This window comes from Methylobacterium sp. J-026 (assembly GCF_022829585.1).
Taxonomy (GTDB): Bacteria; Pseudomonadota; Alphaproteobacteria; order Rhizobiales; family Beijerinckiaceae; genus Methylobacterium.
Genome location: NZ_JAKSYC010000181.1, coordinates 18,643 through 42,389 on the forward strand (window position 1 = coordinate 18,643; position 23,747 = coordinate 42,389).

A 23,747-nucleotide genomic window follows, 5' to 3' on the forward strand; every position below is an offset into this window, starting at 1 on the left:
GTCGGCTCCCCGTCGGAGGTCTGAGTAGAGAGTCATGCCGAACGGCCACATCATCGTCGCCGACGACGACGCTGCCATCCGCACCGTGCTGAACCAGGCGCTGTCCCGGGCGGGCTACGAGGTCCGCTCGACGGGCAATTGCGCGACCCTCTGGCGCTGGGTCGCGCAGGGGGAGGGCGACCTCGTCATCACCGACGTGGTCATGCCCGACGAGAACGTGTTCGATCTGCTGCCGCGCATCAAGCGGGTGCGGCCGGAACTGCCGATCATCGTGATGAGCGCGCAGAACACCTTCATGACGGCGATCCGCGCCTCGGAGCGGGGCGCCTACGAGTACCTGCCCAAGCCCTTCGACCTGAAGGAGCTGATCGCCATCGTGGGCCGCGCCCTCTCCCGTCCGCGCGGGGCGCCCGCCCCCGGCGGACCGCCCGAGAACGAGGACATCCCGCTGGTCGGGCGCTCCCCGGCCATGCAGGAGATCTACCGGGCGCTCGCCCGGCTGATGCCCACCGACCTCACGGTGATGATCACCGGCGAATCCGGCACCGGCAAGGAGCTGGTGGCGCGGGCGCTGCACGATTACGGCCGCCGCCGCACCGGCCCGTTCGTGCCCGTCAACATGGCGGCGATCCCGCGGGACCTGATCGAGTCCGAGCTGTTCGGCCACGAGAAGGGGGCCTTCACCGGCGCCCTCCAGCGCTCCGCAGGCCGCTTCGAGCAGGCCGAGGGCGGCACGCTGTTCCTCGACGAGATCGGCGACATGCCCATGGAGGCGCAGACCCGGCTGCTGCGCGTCCTCCAGCAGGGCGAGTACACCACGGTGGGCGGACGCGTCCCGATCCGCACCAACGTCCGGATCATCGCGGCCACCAACAAGGACCTGCGGGTCTCGATCCAGCAGGGCATCTTCCGCGAGGACCTGTTCTTCCGCCTGAACGTCGTGCCCCTCCGGCTGCCGGCCCTGCGCGAGCGCTCGGAGGACGTGCCGGACCTCGTCCGCCACTTCTTCGTACAGGTCGAGCGCGAGGGCCTGACCCGCAAGATGCTCGACGGCGACGCCATGGAGCGGCTCAAGCGCTACCGGTGGCCCGGCAACGTCCGCGAGCTGGAGAACCTCGTCCGGCGGCTCGCCGCCCTCTACCCGCAGGAGACGATCACCGGCCCGGTGATCGAGGCGGAGCTCGACACCCTGCCGTTGGCGACGCCCTCGACGCCGGCCCTCAACGGCGGGACGCGCAAGTCCGGCGCCGATGCCGAGAGCCTGTCCAGCGCGGTGGAGCGTCACCTCTCGGACTATTTCTCGGGTTACCGGGACACGCTGCCGCCCCCCGGGCTGTATCACCGGATCCTGCGGGAGATCGAAGGCCCGCTGATCGGCGCGGCGCTCGCCGCCACCCGCGGCAATCAGATCCGCGCGGCGGAACTGCTCGGGGTCAACCGCAACACCCTGCGCAAGAAGGTCCGCGACCTCGACCTCCAGGTGTTCCGAACGGCGCGGTAGAGGGTCACGAAGGCCGAGCGCGTCGGCGGGGTTCGGGGCGGAGCCCCGAGACGCCCGGTCAGCGCCGCGGCAGGATCGGATCGCCGCGCATCAGCGCGTGGAGCCGCTCCGTGTCGAACCCGTTCGGGATGCTCGGCATGGCCGGCTTCGGCGCGGGCGCGGCCTTGGCCGGCGCCGGCAGCGAACCGGTGGCGGACGGCTCGACCTGGGCCGCGCGCACCACCGGACTGGGCGCCAGATGGGCGAGCCGGTCGGCGCTGACGAACACGACGATCGCCGTCGAGGCCAGGATCAGGACGCCGCCGAAGAGGGAACGCAGGACAGGCACGCGATGACCCGGGACGCGACTTGAGACGGCAACAGAATAGGCGCGGGGCCGTTAACGAAGCCCCACCCCAAATCTTCGGGAGGCGATATTGACCAACGTCCAGGCCACCGCGAGCGACAGCCCGTTCATCCAGGGTCGCAACGCGCGCCTCTACGGCAAGCCCGTGAGCGAATGTCCCTATCCGGAGGGCTCCGAGGACTATGCCGGCTGGATGCAAGCTTACGAGGAGGCCGCAGCCTCCGATCCGCCCGAGACGGCCTAAGGCGGAAACCCCGGCGCGCCCGGACGTTCGCGTGGTCCGCCCAGGCTTGACCTCGCCCGGCGCCGGGCGCTTCGTGCGGCGCCTTCCCGACGCGAGCCCCGGTCCCCGATGTCCCTGAAGCCCTCGCCCGAGTCCAAGCAGAGTTTCGCCCCCGCGACGCGCCTCGTCCATGCGGGCCGGGATCCGGGCGAGCAGCACGGTTTCGTCAACACGCCGATCTACCGCGGCTCCACGGTCCTCTACCCGACCTACGACGCGATCAAGCACCGGCGCGGGCGCTACAATTACGGCACCTCGGCGACGCCCACGATGGACGCCCTGACCGGCGCCTGGACGGAACTCGCCGGCGCGGCCGGCACCGTCGTGACGCCCTCCGGCCTCGCGGCCCTCACCGTCGCGCTGATGGCCGCCGTCTCGGCGGGGGACCACCTCCTCGTCACCGATTCCGCCTACCGGCCGACCCGGCAGTTCTGCGACGGCGTGCTGGCCCGCTTCGGCGTCGCGGTCACCTACTATGACCCCACCGTGGGAGCCGGCATCGCCGACCTGATGCGCCCGAACACGAAGGCCGTGCTGGTCGAGGCGCCCGGCTCGCAGAGCTTCGAGATGCAGGACGTCCCGGCCATCGCCGCGGTGGCGCATGCCGGCGGCGCCTGCGTGATCATGGACAACACCTGGGCGACGCCGCTGCTGTTCCCGCCGCACGAACGGGGCGTCGACATCGCCGTGGAGGCCGGGACCAAGTACCTGAGCGGCGGCTCCGACCTGCTGATCGGGCTGACCTCGGCCAACGCCCAGTACTTCCCGGCCGTGCGCCGCACCTTCGACCATTTCGCCATGTGTGCCGGCGCGGAGGACATCTTCCTGGCGTTGCGCGGCATGCGGACCATGGCGCTGCGACTGCGCGAGCACGGCCGCGCCGGGCTGGAGATGGCCCGCTGGCTCCAGGCGCGGCCCGAGGTGCTGCGGGTGCTCCATCCCGGCCTGCCGGAGGATCCCGGCCACGCCATCTGGACGCGCGACTTCTCCGGCGCCTCCGGGCTGTTCGGGGTGATCCTGAAGCCCGTCCCCGAGGCGGCTCTGGCCGCGATGCTGGACGGGCTGGAGCTGTTCGGGATGGGCTTCTCCTGGGGGGGCTTCGAGAGCCTCGTGATCCCGTTCGACTGCGCCGGCTACCGGACCGCCACGCAATGGGCGCCCGGCGGACCGGCCCTGCGCTTCCACATCGGGCTCGAGGACGTGGCCGACCTCAAGGCCGATCTCGATGCCGGCTTCGCGCGCCTGCGGGCGGCCGCGTGAGCGCGCCGACCCGGCGCCGTCTGATCCAGGGCGTTGGGGCGCTCACCCTCGCGGGCGGCCTTCCCGTGACCGCCGCGGAGACGGATGTGACCGGGCGGCTCGCCCGCTACATGGCGGCCGCCCGGGGGCAAGACCTGCCGCCCGAGGTGCTGACCGCCTGCAAGCACCGGATCCTCGACACCCTGGCCGCCATGGTCTCGGGTGCCCGGATGCGGCCGGGCGAGATGGCGCTGACTTACGTCCGAACCCTCGGCGGCGCCGAGCAGGCGGGGGTCGTGGCCTCCAGCTTCCGGACCACCACGGTGAACGCGGCGCTGGCCAACGCCATGTGCGCCCATGCCGACGAGACCGACGATTTCGAGCCGGTGACCAAGGCCCATCCCGGCTGCGCCACCGTACCGGCGGCCCTGGCGCTCGCCGAGCAGCACGGGAATTCCGGCGCCGAGTTCGTCCGGGCCGTGGCGCTCGGCTACGATCTCTGCTGCCGCCTGCTGCTGGCGCTCGGACCCGACCTCGTGCGCGGCACCCATCGCAGCGCCGAGGGCACCAGTTCCACCTTCGGGGCGCTGGGCGCCGCCGCCGCCCTGGCCCGCCTCGACGAGCGCGGCATGCGCTTCGCGCTCTCCTACGGGGCCCAGCAGGTCTCCGGCCTGTGGAGCTGGGTGCGCGACCACGACCATGTCGAGAAGGCCTTCGACTTCGCCGGCATGGGCGCGCGCAACGGCGTCACGGCGGTGGGCATGGTCGAGGCCGGGCTGACCGGCGTCGCCGATGTGCTCGACGGCCGCCACAACCTGCTGAACGCCCTCTCCACCGCGCCGAGGCCGGAGCTGATGCTGGAGGGGCTGGGCAGCCGGTTCTTCGTCACCGAGACGGCGATCAAGACCTATTCGGTCGGCTACCCGATCCAGTCGCCCCTGGACGCGACCCTGACGCTGCGCCGGCAATACGGCCTGACGCCCGAGGCCGTGCGGCACATCCTGGTGCGGCTGCCTACCGACGCGGTCGGCATCGTCGGGTCGAGCGCCATGCCCGATGTCAGCTGCCAGCACCTCGTCGCCCTGGCGCTGGTCAAGGGCGCGGTCTCCTTCGCCGACAGCCACGATGCCGGCCTGATGCACGATCCCGTGATCGCGGCCGAGCAGGCCAAGGTCGAGCTGGCGGGCGATCCGGCCCTGATGGACCCCGCCGCCCCGCGGGGCGCCGTGGTGACGATGACCCTGACGGACGGCCGGATCGTCGAGCACCACACCCGGCATCCCCCCGGCACCAAGGAGAATCCGCTGAGCACGGAGGCGGTGAACGCCAAGGCGCGGGACCTGATGGCGCCGGTGCTCGGCCCGGACGCGACCGAGCGCCTGATCGCGCAGGTCAACGCCCTCGAGACGGTCGCCGACATGCGCGCATTGCGGCCCCTCCTGACCGCCTGAGGCCGACAAACCGCCCGGCGGTGCATTTGACGCGCCCGCACGATCCTGATTGACCGGCCTGGCATGACCACGAGCCTCTCCGCCGGCGGCCCCGCGCGCCTCGCCCCCGCCGACCGGATCGGGCGCGGGCTCGACGCCCTGAGCCTCACCCACGCCCGGGCCGTGGCGGCCCTGACCGCGCTGTGCCTGATCCTGTTCCTGCCGGGCCAGATCTCGCTGCAGCCGATGGACCGGGACGAGCCGCGCTTCGCCCAGGCCTCGAAGCAGATGCTGGAGACCGGCGATCTGGTGAATATCCGCTTCCAGGGCGAGGCGCGGAACAAGAAGCCGGTCGGGATCTACTGGGCGCAGGCCGCCGCGGTGGCGGCAGGCGAAGCGCTCGGCGTGCCGGGCGCGCGCACGCAGATCGCCCTCTACCGCATCCCCTCGCTGATCGGCGCCGCCGCCTCGGTGCTGCTGGCCTACTGGGCGGCGCTCGCCGTCCTGCCCCGGCGGTCGGCGCTGCTGGCCGCCGCCCTCTTCGGCGCCAGCCTGATGCTCACGGCCGAGGCGCATCTCGCCAAGACCGACGCGCTGCTCGCCGCCTGCGCCACGGCGAGCCTCGGGGCGCTGGCCCGGGTCTGGCTGGCCGCGCATCCGCTCCGCCTGCGCACCGACGACCGGCTCACAACGCCGACGAACGAGGCCGACGGCCGGCGATACGCGCCTCTCTCTGCCCCCGCAGAGCGACGGGATTTGCACATCCCGCGCGGGGACGCGGTCGCAGAACGGGGCGCAAGTCCCCTCTCCCGTGCGGGAGAGGGGGCCGGTCGCGCGTGGCAGACGCCGAAGCGCGAACATCGGAGCCCCACAGAGGGGGGAGGGAGGGCGCATGCGCCCGGGCGCGCCGTCTTCGCCGCCTTCTGGCTCGGGATGGCCGTCGGCATCCTCGTGAAGGGCCCGATGGTCCCGCTCTTCGTCGCCCTCCCGGCGCTCGGATTGTCGGCCGTGGCGCGCTCCGGGCGCTGGCTGCTGCCGCTGCGGCCGCTGGCGGGCCTCGGCCTGACACTGGTGATCGTGGCCCCCTGGTTCGCCGCCATCGCCTGGAAGAGCGGCGGCGCCTTCTACGCCGAGGCGGTCGGGCACGACATGCTCGGCAAGCTCGGCGGCGCGGCCGAGCGGCATTGGGGACCGCCCGGCGCCTACGCGCTCGCTGTCTTCGCCACCTTCTGGCCGGGGGCGGCCTTCGCCGCCATGAGCCTCCCCTTCGCGTGGCGGGCGCGGCGCGAACCCGCGGTGGCGTTCCTGATCGCCACGGTGCTGCCGGCCTGGCTGATCTTCGAGGCGGTGCCGACCAAGCTGCCCCATTACGTCCTGCCGCTGATGCCGTGGCTGGCGATCCTGACCCTGCTGGCGCTGTCGCGGCGGGCGCTGGACCCGCGGCTGCGCGGCGCGCGCCTGACCGCTTTGCTGGTGCCGGCGATCCCGGTCGGATTGACCCTCGGCCTGTGCGTGGTCGGGTGGCGCCTCGACGGCCACACGATCCCCTGGCCGGCGCTGCCGCTGCTCGCCGCCGCCTGCGCGGTGGCGGCGCTGGCGTGGCTCGCCTTCGCGCAGGGCTCCGCCGAGCGCGCCCTGGTGCTCGGTGTGCTGGCCTCCGCCCTGCTCGGGCCCGCGGTGCTGGGCGTGGCGCAGCTGTCGCTGCCCGCCCTCAAGGTCTCCCCGCGTCTCGCCGCCCTGCGGGACCGGATGCCCTGCGCGGACCCGCGCGTGGCGAGCCTCGGCTACCGGGAGCCGAGCCTGGTGTTCCTGATCGGCACCGGGCTCGTCCTGCCGCCGGACGGAACCGCCGCCCGGGACTTCCTGGAGGGTGGCGGCTGCCGGCTGCTGTTCGTCGAGGCCCGGGACCGGGACGAGTTCAACGCGGCCTGGCCGGTGGGGCGCGGGGCACCGGCGCCGCGGGCCGAGGTCGAGGGCTTCAACCTCAACACCGGCCGGCGGGTCTTCGTGACGGCCTACGCGGTGACCCCGTGAACGATACCCCGCAGCTCGGCGACGGCCCGCGGCTCAGCGTCGTCGTGCCGGTGCGGAACGAGGCCGGCAACATCGCGCCCCTCGTGGCGGAGATCGCGGCCGCCTGCGCGGGTCTCGCCTTCGAGTTGATCTATGTCGATGACGGCTCCACCGACGGCACCCCGGCGGCCCTCGCGGCGGCGCGGGCGGGGCGGCCCTGGTTGCGGGTCCTGCGCCACGCCCGGAGCGGCGGCCAGTCCGCCGCCGTGCGCAGCGGCGTCCTGGCGGCGAGGGGCGACACCGTCGCGACCCTCGACGGCGACGGCCAGAACGACCCCGCCTTCATCCCGATCCTGCTCGCCGCCCTGGACGCGGCCGGCCCCGGGACCGGGCTCGCCCAGGGCCAGCGGCGCGGGCGCCGGGACGGGCGCTTCAAGATGCTCCAGTCGCGCATCGCCAACGGCGTGCGCGGGCGGATCCTGAAGGATTCCACCCGCGACACCGGCTGCGGTCTCAAGGTGTTCCGCCGGGCCGTCTACCTCCGGCTGCCCTATTTCGACGCCCTCCACCGGTTCATGCCGGCCCTGGTGGCGCGAGAGGGGTTTTCGGTGGTCCACCGGGACGTGGTCGACCGGCCCCGCCTGACGGGGGTCTCCAATTACGGGCTGTTCGACCGTCTCTGGGTCGGGCTCCTCGATCTCGCGGGCGTCTGGTGGCTGATCCGGCGCAAGCGCGCGGATCCGCGGCCGGCGGAGATCGCGATCCCGGCCCCCGCGCCGGCAGACCAGGATGTCGGATGCTGATCCAGCTCGCCCACGACCTGCCGGACTACTTCTACGACGTGTTCGTCACCCGAATGGATTTCTGGTTGGTCTTCGGCATCGTCGCCCAGCTGGTGTTCGGCTCGCGCTTCATCCTGCAATGGATCGCCAGCGAGCGGGCGGGGCGGAGCGTGATGCCGCTGTCGTTCTGGTTCCTGTCGATCCTCGGCGGCCTGATGACCCTGGTCTACGGCTTCGTGCGGCGCGAGCCGGTGATCATCATCGGCCAGGGTCTGTCCACCGGCATCTATCTGCGCAACCTCGCGCTGATCTTTCGCGAGCACCGGCGGAAGCGGGGGGCCGCGTGACCCGCACGCCGCTGCCCGCCTTCTACGACGACCTCGACGCCGCCTTCGCCGAGGCGTGGCGGCTCCTGGCCGAGGGCGCCGCGCAGGGCCGCGGCGGATTCCACCTCCCGGCCCTGGCGACGATCGGCCCGGACGGCGCGCCGCGGCTGCGCACCGTGGTGCTGCGCGCCGCCGACCCGGAATCCGGCACCCTCCGGTTCCACTGCGACCGCCGCTCCGACAAGGCGGCCGAGCTCGGCGCGAAGCCGGCCTGCGCGCTCGCCGCCTATGACGCGGCCGCGAAGGTCCAGATCCGCGTCGAGGGCCGCGCCACGCTGCACACCGACGACGCCGTGGCCGAGGCGGCCTGGGACGGATCCCGGGCGATGAGCCGGGTCTGCTACGGGGCCGAGCCCGGCCCCGGGACCGCGCTCCCGGCGGGGGGCGCCTACGCGCTGCCGGACGAGACCTCCGCCGCCGCGACCGGCCGCCCGAACTTCGCCGCCGTGCTGGTCCGGGCCGAGCGGCTGGACTTCCTTTACCTCGACCGGCGCGGCCACCGCCGGGCGGCGTGGGACCGGCGCGAGGCCGGCTGGCACGGGGCGTGGCGCGCGCCCTGAGGCGCCCGATTCGCGAAGGCACCACGGACGATGGGGCCGGACGGCCGCCGGAGCCCGCCCGGGCCTGTGTCGCGTCCCGTATCCGCGCAGGATCCGCCAGCAGATTCGGAGCGCGGCAACGTTCTGCGCTGAAGGTTGTATCGTCAAGCGCATTGCCATCTCAAGATAGTGCGCCTGTTCGCAGCGTCTCATTTTCGCCCCGAACCGTGCCAGGGCTCAGAATTGTTATCGACTTGGTTAGTTTGCCGGATCTAAGCTGCATCCGACCCGGAGCATCGGCCGTGCATCGTCTGTTGAAAAATTCAATCTCCCTGAAGATTGCATTCGCCTTTGCTTTTATTGCTGCGAATTCCGTCGGGTATCTATGGTATATCTCGAAGCGTACGGTCGCAGTCGACGCGGCCTATAGCGCCTATCTGGAGAACGACGCCACGGCGGCCACCATGGCCGCGCGCCTCGGCCGCGTCGTCTATCAGATGAGCTACGTCGCCTTCCGCGCCCTCGGCGAGGCCGATCCGGACGAGTCGGACCGGATCGGCGCCGCCTTCGAGCCGCTGCCGGCCGAAGCCGCGAAGCTCGTGGATGGCGTGCGCCGGAACGCGCCGGCCTTCCACGAGCGGACCGACCGGATCGCGGCTCTGCTCGACAGCTACGTCACGCTCACGGGCGAGATGTGCGCGATGGTCAAGAAGGGCATGAGCGCCCAGGCGCTGACCCTCGCCCACAGGAAGGTGGATCCCCTCCAGAAGACGCTGTTTGCCGAACTCGATACCTTCGCCGACGACCTGGGCGCGGCGATCCAGACGGGGTCCGCGACGCTGGGTGCGGAGACGCAGACCACCCTGTTCTGGGTGATCGGCCTGTCGGCGGGCGGCATCGCGGCGAGCATCCTGGTCGGCCTGCTGGTGGTGAATTTCGGCGTCACGCGCCCCCTCGGCCGGCTGACGGCCGCCCTGAAGGCGATGGCGCAGGGGGACCTCGGCACCGAGGTTCCGGAGGCACGGCGCGGGGACGAGATCGGCGCCATCGGCAAGGCCGTGGAGGGCATCAAGGCGCTGGTCACCGGCAACGCGGCCGAGCGGGCCGATAGCAAACGGCTGACGGACGAGGCGGCCGCCGCCGCGCGCAGCCGGACCCTGCTGGAGCTCGCCGGCGGCTTCGAGGACACGGTCGGCCGGATCATCGGCCTGGTCTCCGCCTCGGTGGCCACCTTGCAGGCCACCGCCCGGACCATGACCGAGACCGCCGCGCGGACCGCCGACCGGTCCACCACCGTGGCCGCCGCCGCCGAGCAGGCCGCCGCCAACGTCAACACGGTGGCGAGCGCGGCCGAGCAGCTCGGCTCCTCGGTCCTGGAGATCGGCCGGCAGGTCAGCGGCTCCGCGACGCTCGCGCAGAACGCTGTCTCGGAGGCCGCCCGGACCGCCGCCCTGGTGCAGGACCTCAGCGCCGCCGCCGCCAAGGTCGGCACCGTCGTGGAGCTGATCGCCGCCATCGCGAGCCAGACCAACCTCCTGGCGCTGAACGCCACCATCGAGGCGGCCCGGGCCGGGGAGGCCGGCCGCGGCTTCGCGGTCGTGGCGGGGGAGGTCAAGGTGCTCGCCGCCCAGGCGGCCCGGGCGACCGACGACATTTCCGAGCAGATCGGCCGCATCCAGGGGGCGACCGGCCAGGCGGTCTCGGTGATCGCCACGATCACGGCGCGGATCCGCGAGATCGACATGGTGGCCTCCTCGATCGCGGCCGCCGTGGAGGAGCAGGGCGCCGCCACCCAGGAGATCGTCCGCAACGTCGCGCAGGCCGCCACCGGCACCAGCGAGGTCACCGGCAACATGGCGGGGGTGGCCGAGGCGTCGGAGGCGACCGGCGCGGCCGCCGATCAGGTCCTGGCCGCCGCCGCCGCGCTGGCGTGCCAGTCGGAGGATCTCGGCGGCGAGGTGCGGCGCTTCCTCGCCACGCTCCGGGCCGCCTAAGCGCCGGTCGCCGGGATGGCAGCCCTGCGCCGCCCCACCTGACCGGGGCCGCGGCCCCGGGCTAAAGCCCCGGCACCCGGCTGCCCGCCGGGCCGGCCGGGAGAAACCCGTGGGCCTCGTCTACGCGCTCGCCGCCTACCTCAGCTGGGGCCTCCTGGTCCCGTTGCATTTCCGGCTGCTCGGCGCCTACAGCCCGAACCACATCCTGGCCGAGCGGATCGTCTGGTCGAGCCTGTTCGCCGGTACGCTGGCGCTGGTGCTCGCGGCGCGCCACCGCCTCAACCTGCCGCTGCCCCTGCGGCCACGCCACGCCCTGCTGCTGCTCTCCGCGGCGATGATCGGCGTGAACTGGCTGCTCTACCTCTCCGCGGTCAGCAGCGGGCACCTGCTCGACGCGAGCCTCGGCTACTACATCAACCCCCTGGTCAGCGTGGCGCTGGGGCGGGTGGTGCTCGGCGAGCGCCTGCGGCCGATGCAGGCCGCGGCGGTCGGCGTCGCGACGGCGGGCGTGGCCATCGCGGTGGTGTGGGCCGGCGAATTGCCGGTCCTGTCCCTGTCGCTGGCCGTGACCTTCGCCCTCTACGGGCTCGTCCGGAAGATCGTCGGGGTCGACGCGCTGGTCGGGTTCCTGGCCGAGACCCTGGTGCTCCTGCCGGCGGCGGTGGTGTGGCTGGCCCTGTCCCCGGAGCCGTTCCTGCCCGCGGAGACGGCGGGTCTCGCGCTCCTGATGCTCACGGGGCTCACCACCGCCCTGCCGCTGATCTGGTTCGCCGCCGCCGCGGTGCGGCTGCGCCTGACCACCCTCGGGCTGCTGCAATACGTCGCCCCGACCTGCCTGCTCGGCCTCAGCGTGCTGGCCTTCGGCGAGCGGGTGGCGCCGCCGCGGGCGGCGATGCTCGCCCTGATCTGGGCGGCGCTCGCCCTCTACACGATCGACGCCCTGCGCGACCGCCGCAACGCCGCGCCCGCGCGGTTGCGATCGGATCCGGACGGGATGCGTGTATAAGGCATACCGGTACAGGGCCGCCGCGGGCGGATGAGGGGATAGCGCTTAGCCGATGAGCGAGACTGAGGGCGGCGCGCAGGCCGTCACGGATGCCGATTACCGGATTCTCGCCGAGACGCTGCCGCAGCTCGCCTGGATCGCCGAGGCGGACGGCACCATCGTCTGGTACAATCAGCGCTGGTACGACTACACCGGCACGTCCCTCGCGGAGATGCGCGGCTGGGGCTGGCGCACCGTCCACCATCCCGACCACGTCGCGGCGGTGACCGAGCGCTACCAGGCCGCCATCGCCCTCGGGAGCACCTGGGAGGACACGTTCCCCCTGCGGGGCCAGGACGGGACCTACCGCTGGTTCCTGTCGAAGGCGCGGCCCCACCGGGACGCGTCCGGGCGGATCCTGCGCTGGTACGGGACCAACACCGACATCTCCGGGCGGCGGGCGATCGAGGAGCGCCTGCGCCATTCCGAGCAGCGCTTCCGGGCTCTGGTCGACGCCTCGGCGGCGGTGATCTGGAACACCAACGCGGCGGGGGAGCTGATGCCGCCGCAGGTCCGCTGGAGCATCTATACCGGGCAGACCGAGGAGGCCTATCAGGGCTGGGGCTGGCTGGACGCGGTCCATCCCGACGACCGGGCACAGGCCGCCGATACCTGGGCGGCCTGCGTGGAGGCGCGCCGGACCTACGAGGTCGAGTACCGCCTGCGCCGCCACGACGGCGCGTGGCGCGCCATGGAGGTGCGCGGCGTGCCGGTGCTCGCCGAGGACGGAACCCTGCGGGAATGGGTCGGCACCTGCATCGACGTCACCGAGCGCAGGGAGGCCGAGGAGGCGGTGGAGCGGGCCCGGCAGGCCGCCGAGGCGGCCAACCGCGCCAAGAGCCAGTTCATCGCCAACATGAGCCACGAGCTGCGGACCCCGCTCTCGGCGGTGATCGGCTATTCCGAGATGCTCGGCGAGGAGCTGGAGGATATCGGCCAGGCCGCCCTCCTGCCGGACCTGCGCAAGATCGAGGCGGCGGCCCGCCACCTCCTGTCGCTGATCAACGACGTGCTCGACATCTCCAAGATCGAGGCCGGGCGCATGACCGCCTCGGCCGAGACCTTCTCGGTGTCGGACCTGCTCCGGGACGTCTCCGACTCCACCGGCTCCCTGGTGGAGAAGAAGGGCAACCGCTTCGTGCTCGACGCGGGCGAGGATGCGGGGGCCGAACTGGGCTCCATGCACCAGGATCAGACCAAGATCCGCCAGTGCCTCCTGAACCTGATCGGCAACGCCGCCAAGTTCACCGAGACGGGGACCATCACCCTGACGGTGCGCCGGCACCGGGAGGCGGAGGCGGACTGGCTGTCCTTCGCGGTGACCGATACCGGCATCGGCATGAGCGCGGAGCAGATCGAACGGCTGTTCGAGCGCTTCGTGCAGGCCGACGAATCGACCACCCGCCAGTTCGGCGGCACCGGCCTCGGGCTCGCCATCACCCGCGCCTTCTGCCAGACGATGGGCGGCGACATCGACGTCACCAGCGTCCCGGGCGCGGGCGCAACCTTCACGATCCGCCTGCCCGCGACGCTCAGTCCCGAGGAGTCGCCCGCGGCCGAGGTCGAGGCCCACAAGCCGGTCGAGCCGCACGAGCAGCACGAGACGGTGCTGCTGGTCGACGACGATCCGGCCGCCCGCGAGCTGCTCCAGCGCTTCCTCGAACGCGAGGGTTTCCACGTCCGCAGCGCCAATGACGGGCGCGCCGGACTGACCCTCGCCCGGGCCCTGAAGCCGCGGGCGATCCTGCTCGACGTCGAGATGCCGCGCATGGACGGCTGGGCGGTGCTGCACGCGGTGCGCAGCGATCCCGATCTGGTCGGAACGCCGGTGATCATGACCTCGGTGGTGGCCGAACAGGGCCTCGGCCAGGCGCTCGGCGCCACCGACTACTTCGTCAAGCCGATCGACTGGGACCGGCTCAAGGGGCTGATGGAGCGCTACCGGCCGGCGGCGCCCAACGAGGCCCGGGTGCTGGTGGTCGACGACGACGCCGATGCCCGCGAGCGCCTGCGCCGGTCGCTCGGCCGGGAGGGCTGGACCGTCGACGAGGCCGAGAACGGCCGCATCGCCCTGGACCGGTTCAGCCAGGCCCGCCCGAGCCTGATCCTCCTCGACCTGATGATGCCCGAGATGGACGGGTTCGGCTTCCTGCGGGCCCTGCGCGCCCGGCCCGACGGCGACGTGCCGGTGGTGGTGCTCACCGCCAAGGAGATCACCCATGCCGAGAAGGAGAGCCTGAACAAGCAGGCCGACCGGGTGATCGCCAAGGGCTCCATGAGCCTCGCCGAGATCGGCCGGCAACTGCGCGTGCTCTACGCGCGTTCGGCGAGCGAGCCGGTGCCTGGACAACTCCAGGGTCTGATCGCGCGGCTCGCCGAACAGGATACGCAGGAGCGGCCATGAGCGACGAAGGCATCGATCCGAACAAGGCGGCGGCAATCCGCCTGCGGGCGCGGCTCGCCGTGGTGGAGCGGGCGGCGTGGTTCGGCCTCGTCCACGCCATGAAGACGCAGCCCGAAGAGACCGAGGCCTACATCGCCTCCGAGCGGGCGCGTTGCGCGGAGGGGTTTGGCGGCACCGCCTGGGCCAAGGATCTCACCGACGCCGAGCGGAAGATGCTCGGCGCGGAGGTCGATGCCGGGCTGGCACAGCTGATCGAGGATGCCCGCGGGGAGGTGTGAGACGGCCCCTCATCGCGGGCTGGATGCCGCGCTGAGGGATTTGGTGTGTTGATACTGCAGAACGATGGGATGCGGTGGGCGATCCTGGAGCCACGTCGTCGTAAGCGTCTTCGGCATGTCGGAACGACCAAGAATCGAGCATGCCATCCAGATCCTTGCTGGACGCGAAGTCGTGTTCAACACGGTGCCGGAATTCTACGATCGGTTCGAGGGCAAGGTGATACGCTTCGCGCCAGACAAGTGGTTCTTCCTGGCGCCGAACTGACAAGTCCCGCGTGCGCAAATTCTAAACTTGAACGCCCCGAAACACGTCACCCCAAGCCGGCGGCAAACCCGTCGAGGCCAGTGGCGACGCCACCGCATGACCCGGCAGCCGCGTGGCGCAAAAAACCCCCCGCGCCACCGCCCGCGCCAGCACCCGCGCGGCGGCATCGCCCAGCCGCGCGAGATCCGGCACCGAATCAGCCAGCGGCACGGCGCCGGTGGCCGCGGCAAACACCAGATCGCCGTCCAGCGGCGTATGCGCCGGCACGAGGGCGCGGGCGAGGCCGTCCTGGGCCGCCACCGCGAGGCGGCGGCATTGCGCCTTGGTCAGCGCCGCGTCGGTCGCCACCACGGCGAGCGTCGTTGCGGCGCCCGGCAGCGTCCGGGCCGGGAAGGCGAGGGCATCGTCCGGTACCCGGGCCGGCGAGCCCAGGCCGCCGAATTCTTCCGCCTGTTCGAACGGCGCCGCCCAGAAATGCGGCCCGTCGCCAATCGTCGCGTTGCCGAAGGCGTTGACGGCCACGAGCGCCCCGACCCGGAAGCCAGTGCCCGCCACCAGGGCCGAGGCCGAGCCGATCCCGCCCTTCAGGCGCCCGGTGCGGGCCCCGGTCCCGGCCCCCACGGAGCCCAGATCGAAATCCACGGCCGCCGCCGCGGCCGCCGCGAAACCCAGTTCGCGATAGGGCGGGTAGCGGCCCCAGGCCTTGTCGCCGCCGTTCAGGAGATCGAACAGAATCGCGCCCGGCACGATCGGCACGCGCATGGTGCCCACCGGAAAGCCCCGCCCGGCCTCGGCGAGCCACGCGGTCACGCCGGCCGCCGCGTCGAGCCCGAAGGCCGAGCCGCCCGAGAGCACCAGCGCGTCGATCCGCTCCACGGTGCGTTCGGGATCGAGCAGATCGGTCTCGCGGGTACCGGGCCCGCCGCCACGCACATCGACGGAGGCGACCACCGGCGCGTCGAACAGGATCGCGGTGACGCCGCTGGCAAGCATGAGGTCGCTGGCGTGGCCGACCCGCAGGCCGGGAATGTCCGTGATGCGATTGCGCAGCATGGCCCGACCTTGCCATGCCCGGAGATCGGCGCAAATCCGGTCGGCGCCGTTGACCGCCGGTCGGGGTTCCCCGGTTGCGCGGGCGGCAGACGGAATCGAGGAGCACGCCATGGACGTCGGATTCATCGGGATGGGGCGGATGGGCCGGGGCATGGCCGCCAGCCTCGCGCGGGCCGGCCACCGGGTCCGGGCCTGGAACCGCACGCCGGCAGCGGCGCAGGGCATCGACGGAGTGACCCCGGTGGGCAGCGCCGCGGAGGCTTTTGCGGGCGACGCCGTGATCACCATGCTGGCGGACGACGCGGCGCTCGAGGCCGTGATCGTGGCCGGCGGCCTGCTTGACCGGCCGGAGCGCCCGGGCCTGCATATCGGCATGAGCACCGTCTCGGTGGCGCTCGCCAAGCAGCTCGCGGCCGTGCACGACCGGGCGGGCGTCCCCTACATTTCGGCGCCGGTCTTCGGGCGACCGGACGTGGCGGAGGCCGGCAAACTCAACATCGTGGCCGCCGGGGCTGCGGAGCTGATTGACCGGGCCGGCCCGCTGCTCGACGCCATGGGCGCCAAGACCTGGCGGTTCGGGGACGATCCGGTGCGGGCGAACGCCGTCAAGCTGGCCGGCAACTTCATGCTGATCTCGGCGATCGAGGCCATGGGCGAGGCCTGCGCCCTCACCGAGGGCCACGGAGTCGCGGGCGCCGACTTCCTCGACCTGATGACCAGCACCCTGTTCGCCTCGCCGGTCTACAAGGGCTATGGCGCCTCGATCGCCCAGAACCGCTACGAGCCGCCGGGCTTCATCCTCAAGCTCGGGGCCAAGGACGTGCGCCTCGCGCTCCAGGCCGCCGAGGGCGCGGGCGTGCCGATGCCCTTCGCCAGCGTCCTGCGCGACGGCCTGATCGAGGCGATCAGCCACGGCGACGGCGAGAAGGACCTCGCCGCCCTGGCGCGCGTCTCCGCCCGGCGCGCGGGGCGGGGCTGAGACGCCCGCGCCTAGAGACCGAACCGGCCGAAGGCGGCGCGCTCCTCCAACGCGGCCAGGGCATCCGCGGCAATCCCGCCCGGCGCCCCACCCCGGCGCAGAAGGCGGGCGACCAGCCCGCCCCGCGCCTCCGCCACGAGGCGCAGGTCGACCGTCTCGCCAAAGCGCGCGCGCATCGTCGTGCGGAGGTCGCCCAGGGCGTCGATGAGGCCGAGCGGCAGCGCCTGCCGGCCGGTCCAGACCGCCCCGGTGAACAGGTTCTCGGTCGGAGACAGGGTCGGGCGCCGGGCGGTGACGAGGCCGGTGAACAGGTCCTGGATGTCGGCCTGGATGCGCTTCAGCCGCTCCACATCCGCCGGGTCCTCGGGGCGGAACGGGTCGAGCATGGACTTCGCCTCGCCCTGCGTGTGCACCCGGCGCTCGACGCCGAGCTTCTCCAGGAGGCCGTGGAAGCCGAACCCGGCGGACACGACCCCGATCGAGCCGACGATCGAGGTCGGGTCGGCGACGATCTCGTCGGCCGCGCAGGCGATCATGTAGCCGCCCGAGGCCGCGACATCCTCCACGAAGGCGATCACCGGCAGGCTTTTTTCCGCGGCCAGCGCCCGGATCCGGCGGTGGATCAGGTGCGACTGCGCGGGCGCGCCGCCGGGCGAGTTGATCACGATCGCCACGGCCTTGACCCCGGGCATCCCGAAGGCCCGCTCCAGGCTGCCCGCCACGCTGGCGATCGAGAGGCCCGGGCGGATCGGCGAGACCGCCCCGATCGTGCCGGAGAGCCGGACCACGGCGACCCGCGGGCGCCGGTTCCGGAACCGGCGCGGCAGGAGGGCCCGGAATGTGTCGGGGAACGCGAAGGGCATGGAGATCTGGCGCGGGCTCGTCGGGGGCCCGGGCGGCGAACGGCCCGGGCGGGGCATCGGGAAACTGGGCGTTCCGCCCCGGGGCGCAAGGGCGGTGCGGCGGCGGGCCGGGGCGGGTTTTCGATCTGCGCAGTCATGACCGGCGAACCGTTGGCCGACCTTGGCCGTTTCTGCCCGCGGCGCGAGCCTCGTGCCGGCCCGGATCCGCAGGATCGTCCGGGCGCCACCACGGGAGAGAGACAATGCGACCCTGGCCTATCCTGGTCCTCCTTGCCGCCCTGATCGGCGGGCTGGCGGGGGTGCCCGCACGTGCGGCCCCCCTTCCGGTCCCGGTCACCGCCGCGGCCGCCGCACCCGCCCCGGCGGTGCAGCTGGCCCGCTGGCACTACCGGCGCCACTGGCACCGGCGCCATCACGGGCGGCGCCACTGGCATCACCGCCGCCACCGTCACCACTGGCATCGCCATCACGGGCACCGCCTTCATCACGTCCGCCCGCATCACGCCCGGCCCGGCCGCGCCGTCGGCCACCGGAACCTCACGTTCTACTGAGCCGACCGACCCGCCGCCCGGCCCGGACAGGCCGGGAGGCGGCCTTGCGGGGGGCCTCGGAAAACTTTATTTAACCGTCTGATATCACTGCTCTTCCGCGGGACCGTCCCGGCGCATCGCGCGTCGGTCGACGGCCGCGAGCACCGCCCATCCGGGCTTCAGAACGGAAATCGACTTGGCCGAGAACGATCCGACTGGCACCGCCCCGCCCGCCAGCGACATCCGCCCCGTCTCCATCACCGACGAGATGCGCCGCTCCTACCTCGATTACGCGATGAGCGTGATCGTGAGCCGGGCGCTTCCCGACGCCCGCGACGGCCTCAAGCCGGTCCACCGGCGCATCCTCTATTCCGCCTTCGAATCCGGGCATCTGCCCGAGCGGAAATACGTCAAGTCGGCGCGCATCGTCGGCGACGTGATCGGTCTCTACCACCCGCACGGCGACCAATCGATCTACGACGCCCTGGTGCGGATGGCGCAGGACTTCTCCATGCGCCTGATGCTCATCGACGGGCAGGGCAATTTCGGCTCGGTCGACGGCGATCCGCCGGCGGCCATGCGCTACACCGAATCGCGCCTGGCCAAGCCCGCGACCGCGCTGCTCGCCGACATCGACAAGAACACCGTCGATTTCCAGCCGAACTACGACGAATCGCGGGAGGAGCCCAAGGTCCTCCCGGCCCGGTTCCCGAACCTCCTGGCCAACGGCGCCGGCGGCATCGCGGTCGGCATGGCGACCAACATCCCGCCGCACAATCTCGGCGAGCTGATCGACGCCTGCATGGCGCTGATCGACGATCCGGGGCTGACCATCGAGCAGCTCACCGAGATCGTCCCCGGGCCGGACTTCCCCACCGGCGGCATGATCCTCGGCCGGGCCGGCACCCGGCAGGCCTACGCGACGGGACGCGGCTCGGTGATCATGCGCGCCAAGTCGCATGTCGAGGAGCTGCGCAAGGAGCGCGAGGCGCTGATCTTCACCGAGATCCCCTATCAGGTGAACAAGGCGACGCTGGTCGAGAAGATCGCCGAGCTGGTGAAGGAGAAGCGCGTCGAGGGCATCTCCGACCTGCGCGATGAATCCGACCGCACCGGCATGCGCATCGTCGTGGAGATCAAGCGCGACGCCATGGCGGACGTCGTGCTCAACCAGCTCTACCGGTTCACGCCGCTGCAATCCTCGTTCGGCTGCAACATGGTGGCGCTGAACGGCGGCCGCCCCGAGCTGATGAACCTGAAGGACCTGCTCGAGGCCTTCGTGGACTTCCGCGAGGAGGTCGTCTCCCGGCGCACCAAGTTCCTCCTCGGCAAGGCCCGCGAGCGCGCCCACGTCTTGTGCGGCCTGGCCATCGCGGTCGCCAACATCGACGAGGTGATCCGGCTGATCCGGACATCGCCGGACCCGAATTCGGCCCGCGAGGCGCTGATGGGCCGCGACTGGCCGGCCCACGACATCGCGCCGCTGATCGCGCTGGTCGACGACCCGCGCCACCGGGTCGCCGAGGACGGGACCTATCGCCTGTCCGAGACCCAGGCCCGGGCCATCCTCGACCTGCGCCTGCAGCGCCTCACCGCCCTGGGCCGCGACGAGGTCGGCGACGAGCTGAAGACGCTCGCCGATGAGATCGCCGACTATCTCGACATCCTGCGCTCCCGGGTGCGCATCCAGGCGATTGTGAAGCGGGAACTGGTCGAGGTGCGCGAGCAGTTCGCCACCCCGCGCCGGACCGAGATCGTCGACTTCGACGGCAGCGTCGAGGACGAGGACCTGATCGCCCGCGAGGACATGGTGGTGACCGTGTCCCACGCCGGCTACGTCAAGCGCGTGCCGCTCTCGACCTACCGGGCCCAGCGCCGGGGCGGCAAGGGCCGCTCCGGCATGGCGACCCGGGACGAGGATTTCGTCACCCGACTGTTTGTGGCCAACACCCACACGCCGGTGCTGTTCTTCTCCAGCCAGGGCCAGGCCTACAAGGAGAAGGTCTGGCGCCTGCCGATGGCCGCCCCGAACGCCCGCGGCAAGGCGCTGGTCAACATTCTGCAATTGCAGGACACCTCCGAGCGCATCACCACGATCATGCCGCTTCCGGAGGACGAGGCCTCCTGGGAGACGCTGGACGTGATGTTCGCGACCGCCAGCGGCAATGTCCGGCGCAACAAGCTGTCGGACTTCACCACGGTGAACCGCAACGGCAAGATCGCCATGAAGCTCGATCCGGGCGACCACATCGTCCATGTCGAGATCTGCCGGCCGGACCAGAACGTGCTGCTGACCACCGCCAAGGGGCAGTGCATCCGCTTCCCCGTTGAGGACGTGCGCGTGTTCAAGGGCCGCGATTCCACCGGCGTGCGCGGCATCCTGCTCGCCCCGGACGACCGGGTCATCTCCATGACGATCCTCAACGCCTTCGACGCCAGCGCCGAGGAGCGGACCGGCTACCTGAAGATGCGCCGTGCCGTCACCGGCGAGGCGGAGGAGGGCGCCGAGATCGAGGCCGAGGACGGCGCCGAGGCCGCCGCCATCTCGCCGGAGCGCTACGCCGAGATGGGCGCGGCCGAGCAATACGTGCTCACGCTCTCGGAGCGAGGCTATGGCAAGCGCTCCTCGTCCTTCGAGTACCGGACCTCGGGCCGCGGGGGTAAGGGCATCACGGCCATGCGGGTCAACGACCGCAACGGCAGCCTCGTCGGCTCCTTCCCGGTCGAGGCCACCGACCAGATCATGCTGGTCACCGATGGCGGCCAGCTGATCCGGGTGCCGGTGGACGACATCCGCATCGTCGGCCGCGCCTCGCAGGGCGTCACGGTGTTCAACACCGCCAAGGACGAGAAGGTCGTCTCGGTGGAGCACATCGAGGGCGAGGACGAGGGTGGCGCGGAGGGTGGCATTGAGGGCGGCCTGGAGGGCGGCCCCGAGGAGGTGTGAGGCCCCGGCCGTCTCACCCCGAGGTTCCGTCCGGCGCAAAAATGCTCTAGGCCGGGCCCCGATGACCCGCACCGCCCTCTATGCCGGCTCGTTCGATCCGGTCACGAACGGCCATCTCGACGTGGTCCGCCAAGCCTGCCGGCTGGTGGACCGCCTCGTGATCGCCATCGGCGTGCATCCCGGCAAGGCGCCGCTGTTCTCGGCCGAGGAGCGGGCCGCGCTCCTCACCGAGACCTGCGGACCGGTGGCTGCCGCGGAGGGCGCGACGCTCGAGATCGCCACCTTCGACGATCTCGCCGTCTCGGCCGCCCGGCGCTGCGGCGCCGCGATCTTCATCCGCGGCCTGCGCGACGGCACGGATCTCGATTACGAGATGCAGCTCGCCGGCATGAACGGCGCCATGGCGCCGGAGGTGCAGACCGTGTTCCTGCCCGCCTCGACGCAGGCGCGGCCGATCACCGCGACGCTGGTGCGCCAGATCGCCGGCATGGGCGGGGACGTCTCGCCCTTCGTGCCCGCCGCCGTGGCCGCGCGCCTCCGGCAGCGCTTCGCCGCACAGTCCTGAACCCGAAAGGCCTTCGATGAACCGACGCCACGCCCTCCTCGCGCTCGCCCTGACGCTCGGCACCGCTACGGCGGCCCGCGCCGCCGACGCCAACACGGTCTATCTCCAGACCAAGGATGGACGGATCACCATCGAGTTGCGTCCCGAACTCGCGCCCAAGCACGTCAAGCAGATCAAGACGCTGGTGAACCAGGGCTTCTACAACGGCCTGAAGTTCCACCGGGTGATCGACGGGTTCATGGCCCAGACCGGCGACCCGAAGGGCAACGGCACCGGCGGCTCCAGCCTGCCGAACATCCCGGCGGAGTTCTCGCAATCGGCCCAGTTCCGCCGCGGCACGGTGGGCATGGCCCGCTCGCAGGATCCGAACTCGGCGAACTCGCAGTTCTTCATCTGCCTGGCCGACGCACCGAACCTGAACGGCCAGTACACGATCGTGGGCAACGTCACGGACGGACTCGACGTGCTCGACAAGATCAAGAAGGCCGCCCCCGGCGCGCCGGGGGGCTCCGTGCAGGACCCCGACAAGATCGTCAGCATGGCGATGGCCGAGAAGGCCAAGTAGAGGCTCGATGCTGGGCCGGCGCGCCGCCTCGATCCTCCTGCTGACCTTCGCGCCGGCGGTCGCCAGGGCCTACGAGGGCGGGCCCTTCTATGGCTACGCCCTCGAACCCGGCGGCGCCTATCCCCTGAGCCTGCCGCAGACCCTGCGCGCCACGATCGCGGTGCCGGTCTCCCGGGTGGCGACGAAGCCCGCCAACACCCTCGCCGAACTCTACCCGGCGCTCGCCGCCTGCTGGCAGGTGCCGGCCGGGCTCGGACGGCCGACACCTGAGTCCGACGACATCGAGATCACCCTCCGGCTGTCGCTGCGCCGCGACGGCAGCCTGATCGGGCCGCCGCGCGTCACCTACGCGGCCGGTGTCTCCGCGGATCAGCGGACCACCCTGGTGCGCGGCACCCTCGACGCGATGGCGCGCTGCACCCCGGCCCACATCACCCTGGGCCTCGGCCGCGCCATCGCCGGGCGGCCGGTGGCGCTGCGCTTCGTCTATCGCCCGCCGGCCTGAGCGCCGGCGATCCCCTCACAGGCGCTGGCCGGATCCGGCGCGCGCCGATACAGTTCCCCCAACCGGAAAAGGATCGATCTATGGCCGACAACGAGACCATCGTGCTGGAGACCACCAAGGGCCGCGTCGTGATCGCGCTGCGCCCCGACCTCGCCCCGGGTCACGTGGAGCGGATCAAGACCCTGGCTTCCCAGGGCTTCTACGACGGCGTGCCGTTCCACCGGGTGATCGAGAACTTCATGGCCCAGACCGGCGACCCGACCGGCACCGGCTCGGGCGGCTCGGAGCTCCCGGACCTGAAGGCCGAGTTCAACGCCGAGCCGCACGTGCGCGGCACCTGCTCGATGGCGCGGACCAACTTCCCGCACTCGGCGAACTCGCAGTTCTTCATCTGCTTCGACGACGCGCGCTTCCTCGACAAGCAATACACCGTCTGGGGCAAGGTCGTGGAGGGCATGGACGTGGTCGACACGATCAACAAGGGCGAGCCGCCGCGCTCCCCGGACAAGATCGTGAAGGCGACGATCGGCGCGGCCTGAGCCTCGAATCGCCCGCTCGATCACGCGCGGGCGATCTCACCCCTCTGCATCCTGGCCTGAGGCCTCGGATGGGATACCGCCTCAAACGCCGGCTGTGAGACTGATGGCCTCCGCCGCCGCCAGATCCTCCGGCGTGTTGATGTTCAGGAACGGGTCCACGGGCTCGGCCGGCCAGGACGCCGAAGCCGCCCCGTGGCGGGCGATGAACGCGCCGACGCGCCGCTCGCCCTGTTCGAGATAGGTCCGCAAAGCGCCGCGCAGGGCCGCCGGCCAGAGCGCGATCGTGTAGTGCTGCCGCGCCCCGGACGCCGCCAGCGCGATGCCGGCCTCAGGCGCGACCGCCGAAAGCCGCGTCACGAGATCGGCCGGCAGGAAGGGCGTATCGCCCGAGACGCTGATCACCCGCGCGATGCCGCTTTCTGCGGCGTGATCCAGCCCGGCGAGGATGCCGGCGAGCGGCCCGGGCGTCCCCGGCAGGGGATCCGGCAGGACCGGCCCTGGGAATCCGGAAAACCGCGCCGGATCGCCGTTGGCGCTGAGCGCCAGGCCCGCCGCGCATTGCGGCTCAAGCCGCGCGACGACGTGCTCCAGCAGGGTCCGGCCGCCGAGCCGGAGCAGGGGTTTGTCGCCCCCGCCCATGCGCCGGCCGAGGCCGCCGGCGAGGATCAGACCCAGGATCGGCGGGCGGTCCAAACG

Annotated in this window: 23 protein-coding genes; 19 read left to right on the top strand and 4 right to left on the bottom strand. The window is 72.0% G+C overall.

The window, feature by feature from the left end:
- The first annotated feature begins 34 nt into the window (after window positions 1-34).
- Window positions 35-1,501 (top strand): nitrogen regulation protein NR(I), encoded by a 1,467-nt coding sequence (gene ntrC, locus MKK69_RS16760; protein ID WP_243969612.1) that lies wholly within the window; start codon window positions 35-37, stop codon window positions 1,499-1,501.
- Window positions 1,502-1,559: 58 nt separating this feature from the next.
- On the opposite strand, the gene MKK69_RS16765 is transcribed toward ntrC, so the two are convergent.
- The gene (locus MKK69_RS16765) at window positions 1,560-1,829 is read right to left on the bottom strand and encodes a hypothetical protein (protein ID WP_243969614.1); all 270 of its coding nucleotides are present in this window, start codon (window positions 1,827-1,829) and stop codon (window positions 1,560-1,562) included.
- A gap of 88 nt (window positions 1,830-1,917) precedes the next feature.
- Between MKK69_RS16765 and MKK69_RS16770 the strand changes: the two genes are divergently transcribed.
- The 11 genes from MKK69_RS16770 to MKK69_RS16825 all read left to right on the top strand — a co-directional run bounded on the left by MKK69_RS16770 (window position 1,918) and on the right by MKK69_RS16825 (window position 14,240).
- Window positions 1,918-2,091: a hypothetical protein gene (locus MKK69_RS16770; RefSeq protein WP_243969616.1), complete on the top strand. Its 174-nt coding sequence runs from the start codon at window positions 1,918-1,920 to the stop codon at window positions 2,089-2,091.
- Window positions 2,092-2,199: 108 nt separating this feature from the next.
- Entirely contained in the window at window positions 2,200-3,390 is a 1,191-nt protein-coding gene (gene metC, locus MKK69_RS16775; RefSeq protein ID WP_243969618.1) for a cystathionine beta-lyase, read from the top strand.
- Complete coding sequence (locus tag MKK69_RS16780; RefSeq protein ID WP_243969620.1) at window positions 3,387-4,820, top strand: MmgE/PrpD family protein; 1,434 nt, start codon at window positions 3,387-3,389, stop codon at window positions 4,818-4,820. Before metC ends, MKK69_RS16780 begins: the two co-directional genes overlap by 4 nt.
- A 63-nt stretch (window positions 4,821-4,883) precedes the next feature.
- The gene (locus MKK69_RS16785) at window positions 4,884-6,833 is read left to right on the top strand and encodes a glycosyl transferase (protein WP_243969622.1); all 1,950 of its coding nucleotides are present in this window, start codon (window positions 4,884-4,886) and stop codon (window positions 6,831-6,833) included.
- Window positions 6,830-7,615 (top strand): glycosyltransferase family 2 protein, encoded by a 786-nt coding sequence (locus MKK69_RS16790; protein ID WP_243969623.1) that lies wholly within the window; start codon window positions 6,830-6,832, stop codon window positions 7,613-7,615. The genes MKK69_RS16785 and MKK69_RS16790 overlap by 4 nt, the downstream gene beginning before the upstream one ends.
- A complete protein-coding gene (locus MKK69_RS16795) occupies window positions 7,609-7,941 on the top strand; it encodes a lipid-A-disaccharide synthase N-terminal domain-containing protein (protein ID WP_243969625.1) in 333 nt (110 codons plus the stop codon). Before MKK69_RS16790 ends, MKK69_RS16795 begins: the two co-directional genes overlap by 7 nt.
- A complete protein-coding gene (locus MKK69_RS16800) occupies window positions 7,938-8,540 on the top strand; it encodes a pyridoxamine 5'-phosphate oxidase family protein (RefSeq protein ID WP_243969628.1) in 603 nt (200 codons plus the stop codon). Before MKK69_RS16795 ends, MKK69_RS16800 begins: the two co-directional genes overlap by 4 nt.
- Before the next feature lie 443 nt (window positions 8,541-8,983).
- Window positions 8,984-10,513, top strand: a complete 1,530-nt coding sequence (locus MKK69_RS31025) for a methyl-accepting chemotaxis protein (RefSeq protein WP_279598435.1) — start codon at window positions 8,984-8,986, stop codon at window positions 10,511-10,513.
- A 109-nt stretch (window positions 10,514-10,622) separates the two neighbouring features.
- A complete protein-coding gene (gene rarD, locus MKK69_RS16815) occupies window positions 10,623-11,519 on the top strand; it encodes an EamA family transporter RarD (RefSeq protein ID WP_243969630.1) in 897 nt (298 codons plus the stop codon).
- Between the two features lie 52 nt (window positions 11,520-11,571).
- A complete protein-coding gene (locus MKK69_RS16820; RefSeq protein WP_243969632.1) occupies window positions 11,572-13,962 on the top strand; it encodes a response regulator in 2,391 nt (796 codons plus the stop codon).
- A complete protein-coding gene (locus MKK69_RS16825) occupies window positions 13,959-14,240 on the top strand; it encodes a hypothetical protein (protein WP_243969633.1) in 282 nt (93 codons plus the stop codon). Before MKK69_RS16820 ends, MKK69_RS16825 begins: the two co-directional genes overlap by 4 nt.
- A gap of 286 nt (window positions 14,241-14,526) precedes the next feature.
- On the opposite strand, the gene MKK69_RS16830 is transcribed toward MKK69_RS16825, so the two are convergent.
- Window positions 14,527-15,558, bottom strand: a complete 1,032-nt coding sequence (locus MKK69_RS16830) for a P1 family peptidase (RefSeq protein ID WP_243969635.1) — start codon at window positions 15,556-15,558, stop codon at window positions 14,527-14,529.
- A 109-nt stretch (window positions 15,559-15,667) separates the two neighbouring features.
- On the opposite strand from MKK69_RS16830, the gene MKK69_RS16835 reads away from it, so the two are divergent.
- Window positions 15,668-16,537, top strand: a complete 870-nt coding sequence (locus MKK69_RS16835) for an NAD(P)-dependent oxidoreductase (protein ID WP_243969637.1) — start codon at window positions 15,668-15,670, stop codon at window positions 16,535-16,537.
- Window positions 16,538-16,548: 11 nt separating this feature from the next.
- Here MKK69_RS16835 and MKK69_RS16840 read toward each other — a convergent pair whose 3' ends face one another.
- Window positions 16,549-17,400, bottom strand: a complete 852-nt coding sequence (locus MKK69_RS16840) for a S49 family peptidase (protein WP_243969639.1) — start codon at window positions 17,398-17,400, stop codon at window positions 16,549-16,551.
- A gap of 242 nt (window positions 17,401-17,642) precedes the next feature.
- Here MKK69_RS16840 and MKK69_RS16845 point away from each other — a divergent pair, with 242 nt between their 5' ends.
- The 6 genes from MKK69_RS16845 (at window position 17,643) to MKK69_RS16870 (ending at window position 23,051) form a co-directional block, all read left to right on the top strand.
- The gene (locus MKK69_RS16845; protein ID WP_243969640.1) at window positions 17,643-17,951 is read left to right on the top strand and encodes a hypothetical protein; all 309 of its coding nucleotides are present in this window, start codon (window positions 17,643-17,645) and stop codon (window positions 17,949-17,951) included.
- Window positions 17,952-18,126: 175 nt separating this feature from the next.
- Entirely contained in the window at window positions 18,127-20,877 is a 2,751-nt protein-coding gene (gene gyrA / locus MKK69_RS16850; protein ID WP_243969642.1) for a DNA gyrase subunit A, read from the top strand.
- Window positions 20,878-20,938: 61 nt separating this feature from the next.
- Entirely contained in the window at window positions 20,939-21,442 is a 504-nt protein-coding gene (coaD, locus tag MKK69_RS16855; RefSeq protein ID WP_243969644.1) for a pantetheine-phosphate adenylyltransferase, read from the top strand.
- A 16-nt stretch (window positions 21,443-21,458) separates the two neighbouring features.
- Window positions 21,459-22,007, top strand: coding sequence for a peptidylprolyl isomerase (locus MKK69_RS16860; protein WP_243969646.1), 549 nt, complete (start codon window positions 21,459-21,461; stop codon window positions 22,005-22,007).
- Between the two features lie 7 nt (window positions 22,008-22,014).
- Window positions 22,015-22,512 carry a hypothetical protein gene (locus MKK69_RS16865; protein ID WP_243969648.1) on the top strand — a complete coding sequence of 166 codons (498 nt, stop codon included), beginning with the start codon at window positions 22,015-22,017 and terminating at the stop codon, window positions 22,510-22,512.
- Window positions 22,513-22,592: 80 nt separating this feature from the next.
- Window positions 22,593-23,051 carry a peptidylprolyl isomerase gene (locus tag MKK69_RS16870; protein WP_243969650.1) on the top strand — a complete coding sequence of 153 codons (459 nt, stop codon included), beginning with the start codon at window positions 22,593-22,595 and terminating at the stop codon, window positions 23,049-23,051.
- Window positions 23,052-23,132: 81 nt separating this feature from the next.
- Here MKK69_RS16870 and mobA read toward each other — a convergent pair whose 3' ends face one another.
- Complete coding sequence (gene mobA / locus MKK69_RS16875) at window positions 23,133-23,744, bottom strand: molybdenum cofactor guanylyltransferase MobA (RefSeq protein ID WP_279598436.1); 612 nt, start codon at window positions 23,742-23,744, stop codon at window positions 23,133-23,135.
- Window positions 23,745-23,747: the final 3 nt, after the last annotated feature.

Coding starts and splice junctions, on each gene's coding strand:
- coaD (WP_243969644.1), top strand. CDS start 20,939: ATGACCCGCACCGCCCTCTATGCCGGCTCGTTCGATCCGGTCACGAAC.
- MKK69_RS16830 (WP_243969635.1), bottom strand. CDS start 15,558: ATGCTGCGCAATCGCATCACGGACATTCCCGGCCTGCGGGTCGGCCAC.
- MKK69_RS31025 (WP_279598435.1), top strand. CDS start 8,984: ATGGCCGCGCGCCTCGGCCGCGTCGTCTATCAGATGAGCTACGTCGCC.
- metC (WP_243969618.1), top strand. CDS start 2,200: ATGTCCCTGAAGCCCTCGCCCGAGTCCAAGCAGAGTTTCGCCCCCGCG.
- MKK69_RS16795 (WP_243969625.1), top strand. CDS start 7,609: ATGCTGATCCAGCTCGCCCACGACCTGCCGGACTACTTCTACGACGTG.
- MKK69_RS16785 (WP_243969622.1), top strand. CDS start 4,884: ATGACCACGAGCCTCTCCGCCGGCGGCCCCGCGCGCCTCGCCCCCGCC.
- MKK69_RS16845 (WP_243969640.1), top strand. CDS start 17,643: ATGCGACCCTGGCCTATCCTGGTCCTCCTTGCCGCCCTGATCGGCGGG.
- MKK69_RS16825 (WP_243969633.1), top strand. CDS start 13,959: ATGAGCGACGAAGGCATCGATCCGAACAAGGCGGCGGCAATCCGCCTG.
- MKK69_RS16865 (WP_243969648.1), top strand. CDS start 22,015: ATGCTGGGCCGGCGCGCCGCCTCGATCCTCCTGCTGACCTTCGCGCCG.
- MKK69_RS16835 (WP_243969637.1), top strand. CDS start 15,668: ATGGACGTCGGATTCATCGGGATGGGGCGGATGGGCCGGGGCATGGCC.
- MKK69_RS16820 (WP_243969632.1), top strand. CDS start 11,572: ATGAGCGAGACTGAGGGCGGCGCGCAGGCCGTCACGGATGCCGATTAC.
- MKK69_RS16840 (WP_243969639.1), bottom strand. CDS start 17,400: ATGCCCTTCGCGTTCCCCGACACATTCCGGGCCCTCCTGCCGCGCCGG.
- MKK69_RS16860 (WP_243969646.1), top strand. CDS start 21,459: ATGAACCGACGCCACGCCCTCCTCGCGCTCGCCCTGACGCTCGGCACC.
- MKK69_RS16870 (WP_243969650.1), top strand. CDS start 22,593: ATGGCCGACAACGAGACCATCGTGCTGGAGACCACCAAGGGCCGCGTC.
- ntrC (WP_243969612.1), top strand. CDS start 35: ATGCCGAACGGCCACATCATCGTCGCCGACGACGACGCTGCCATCCGC.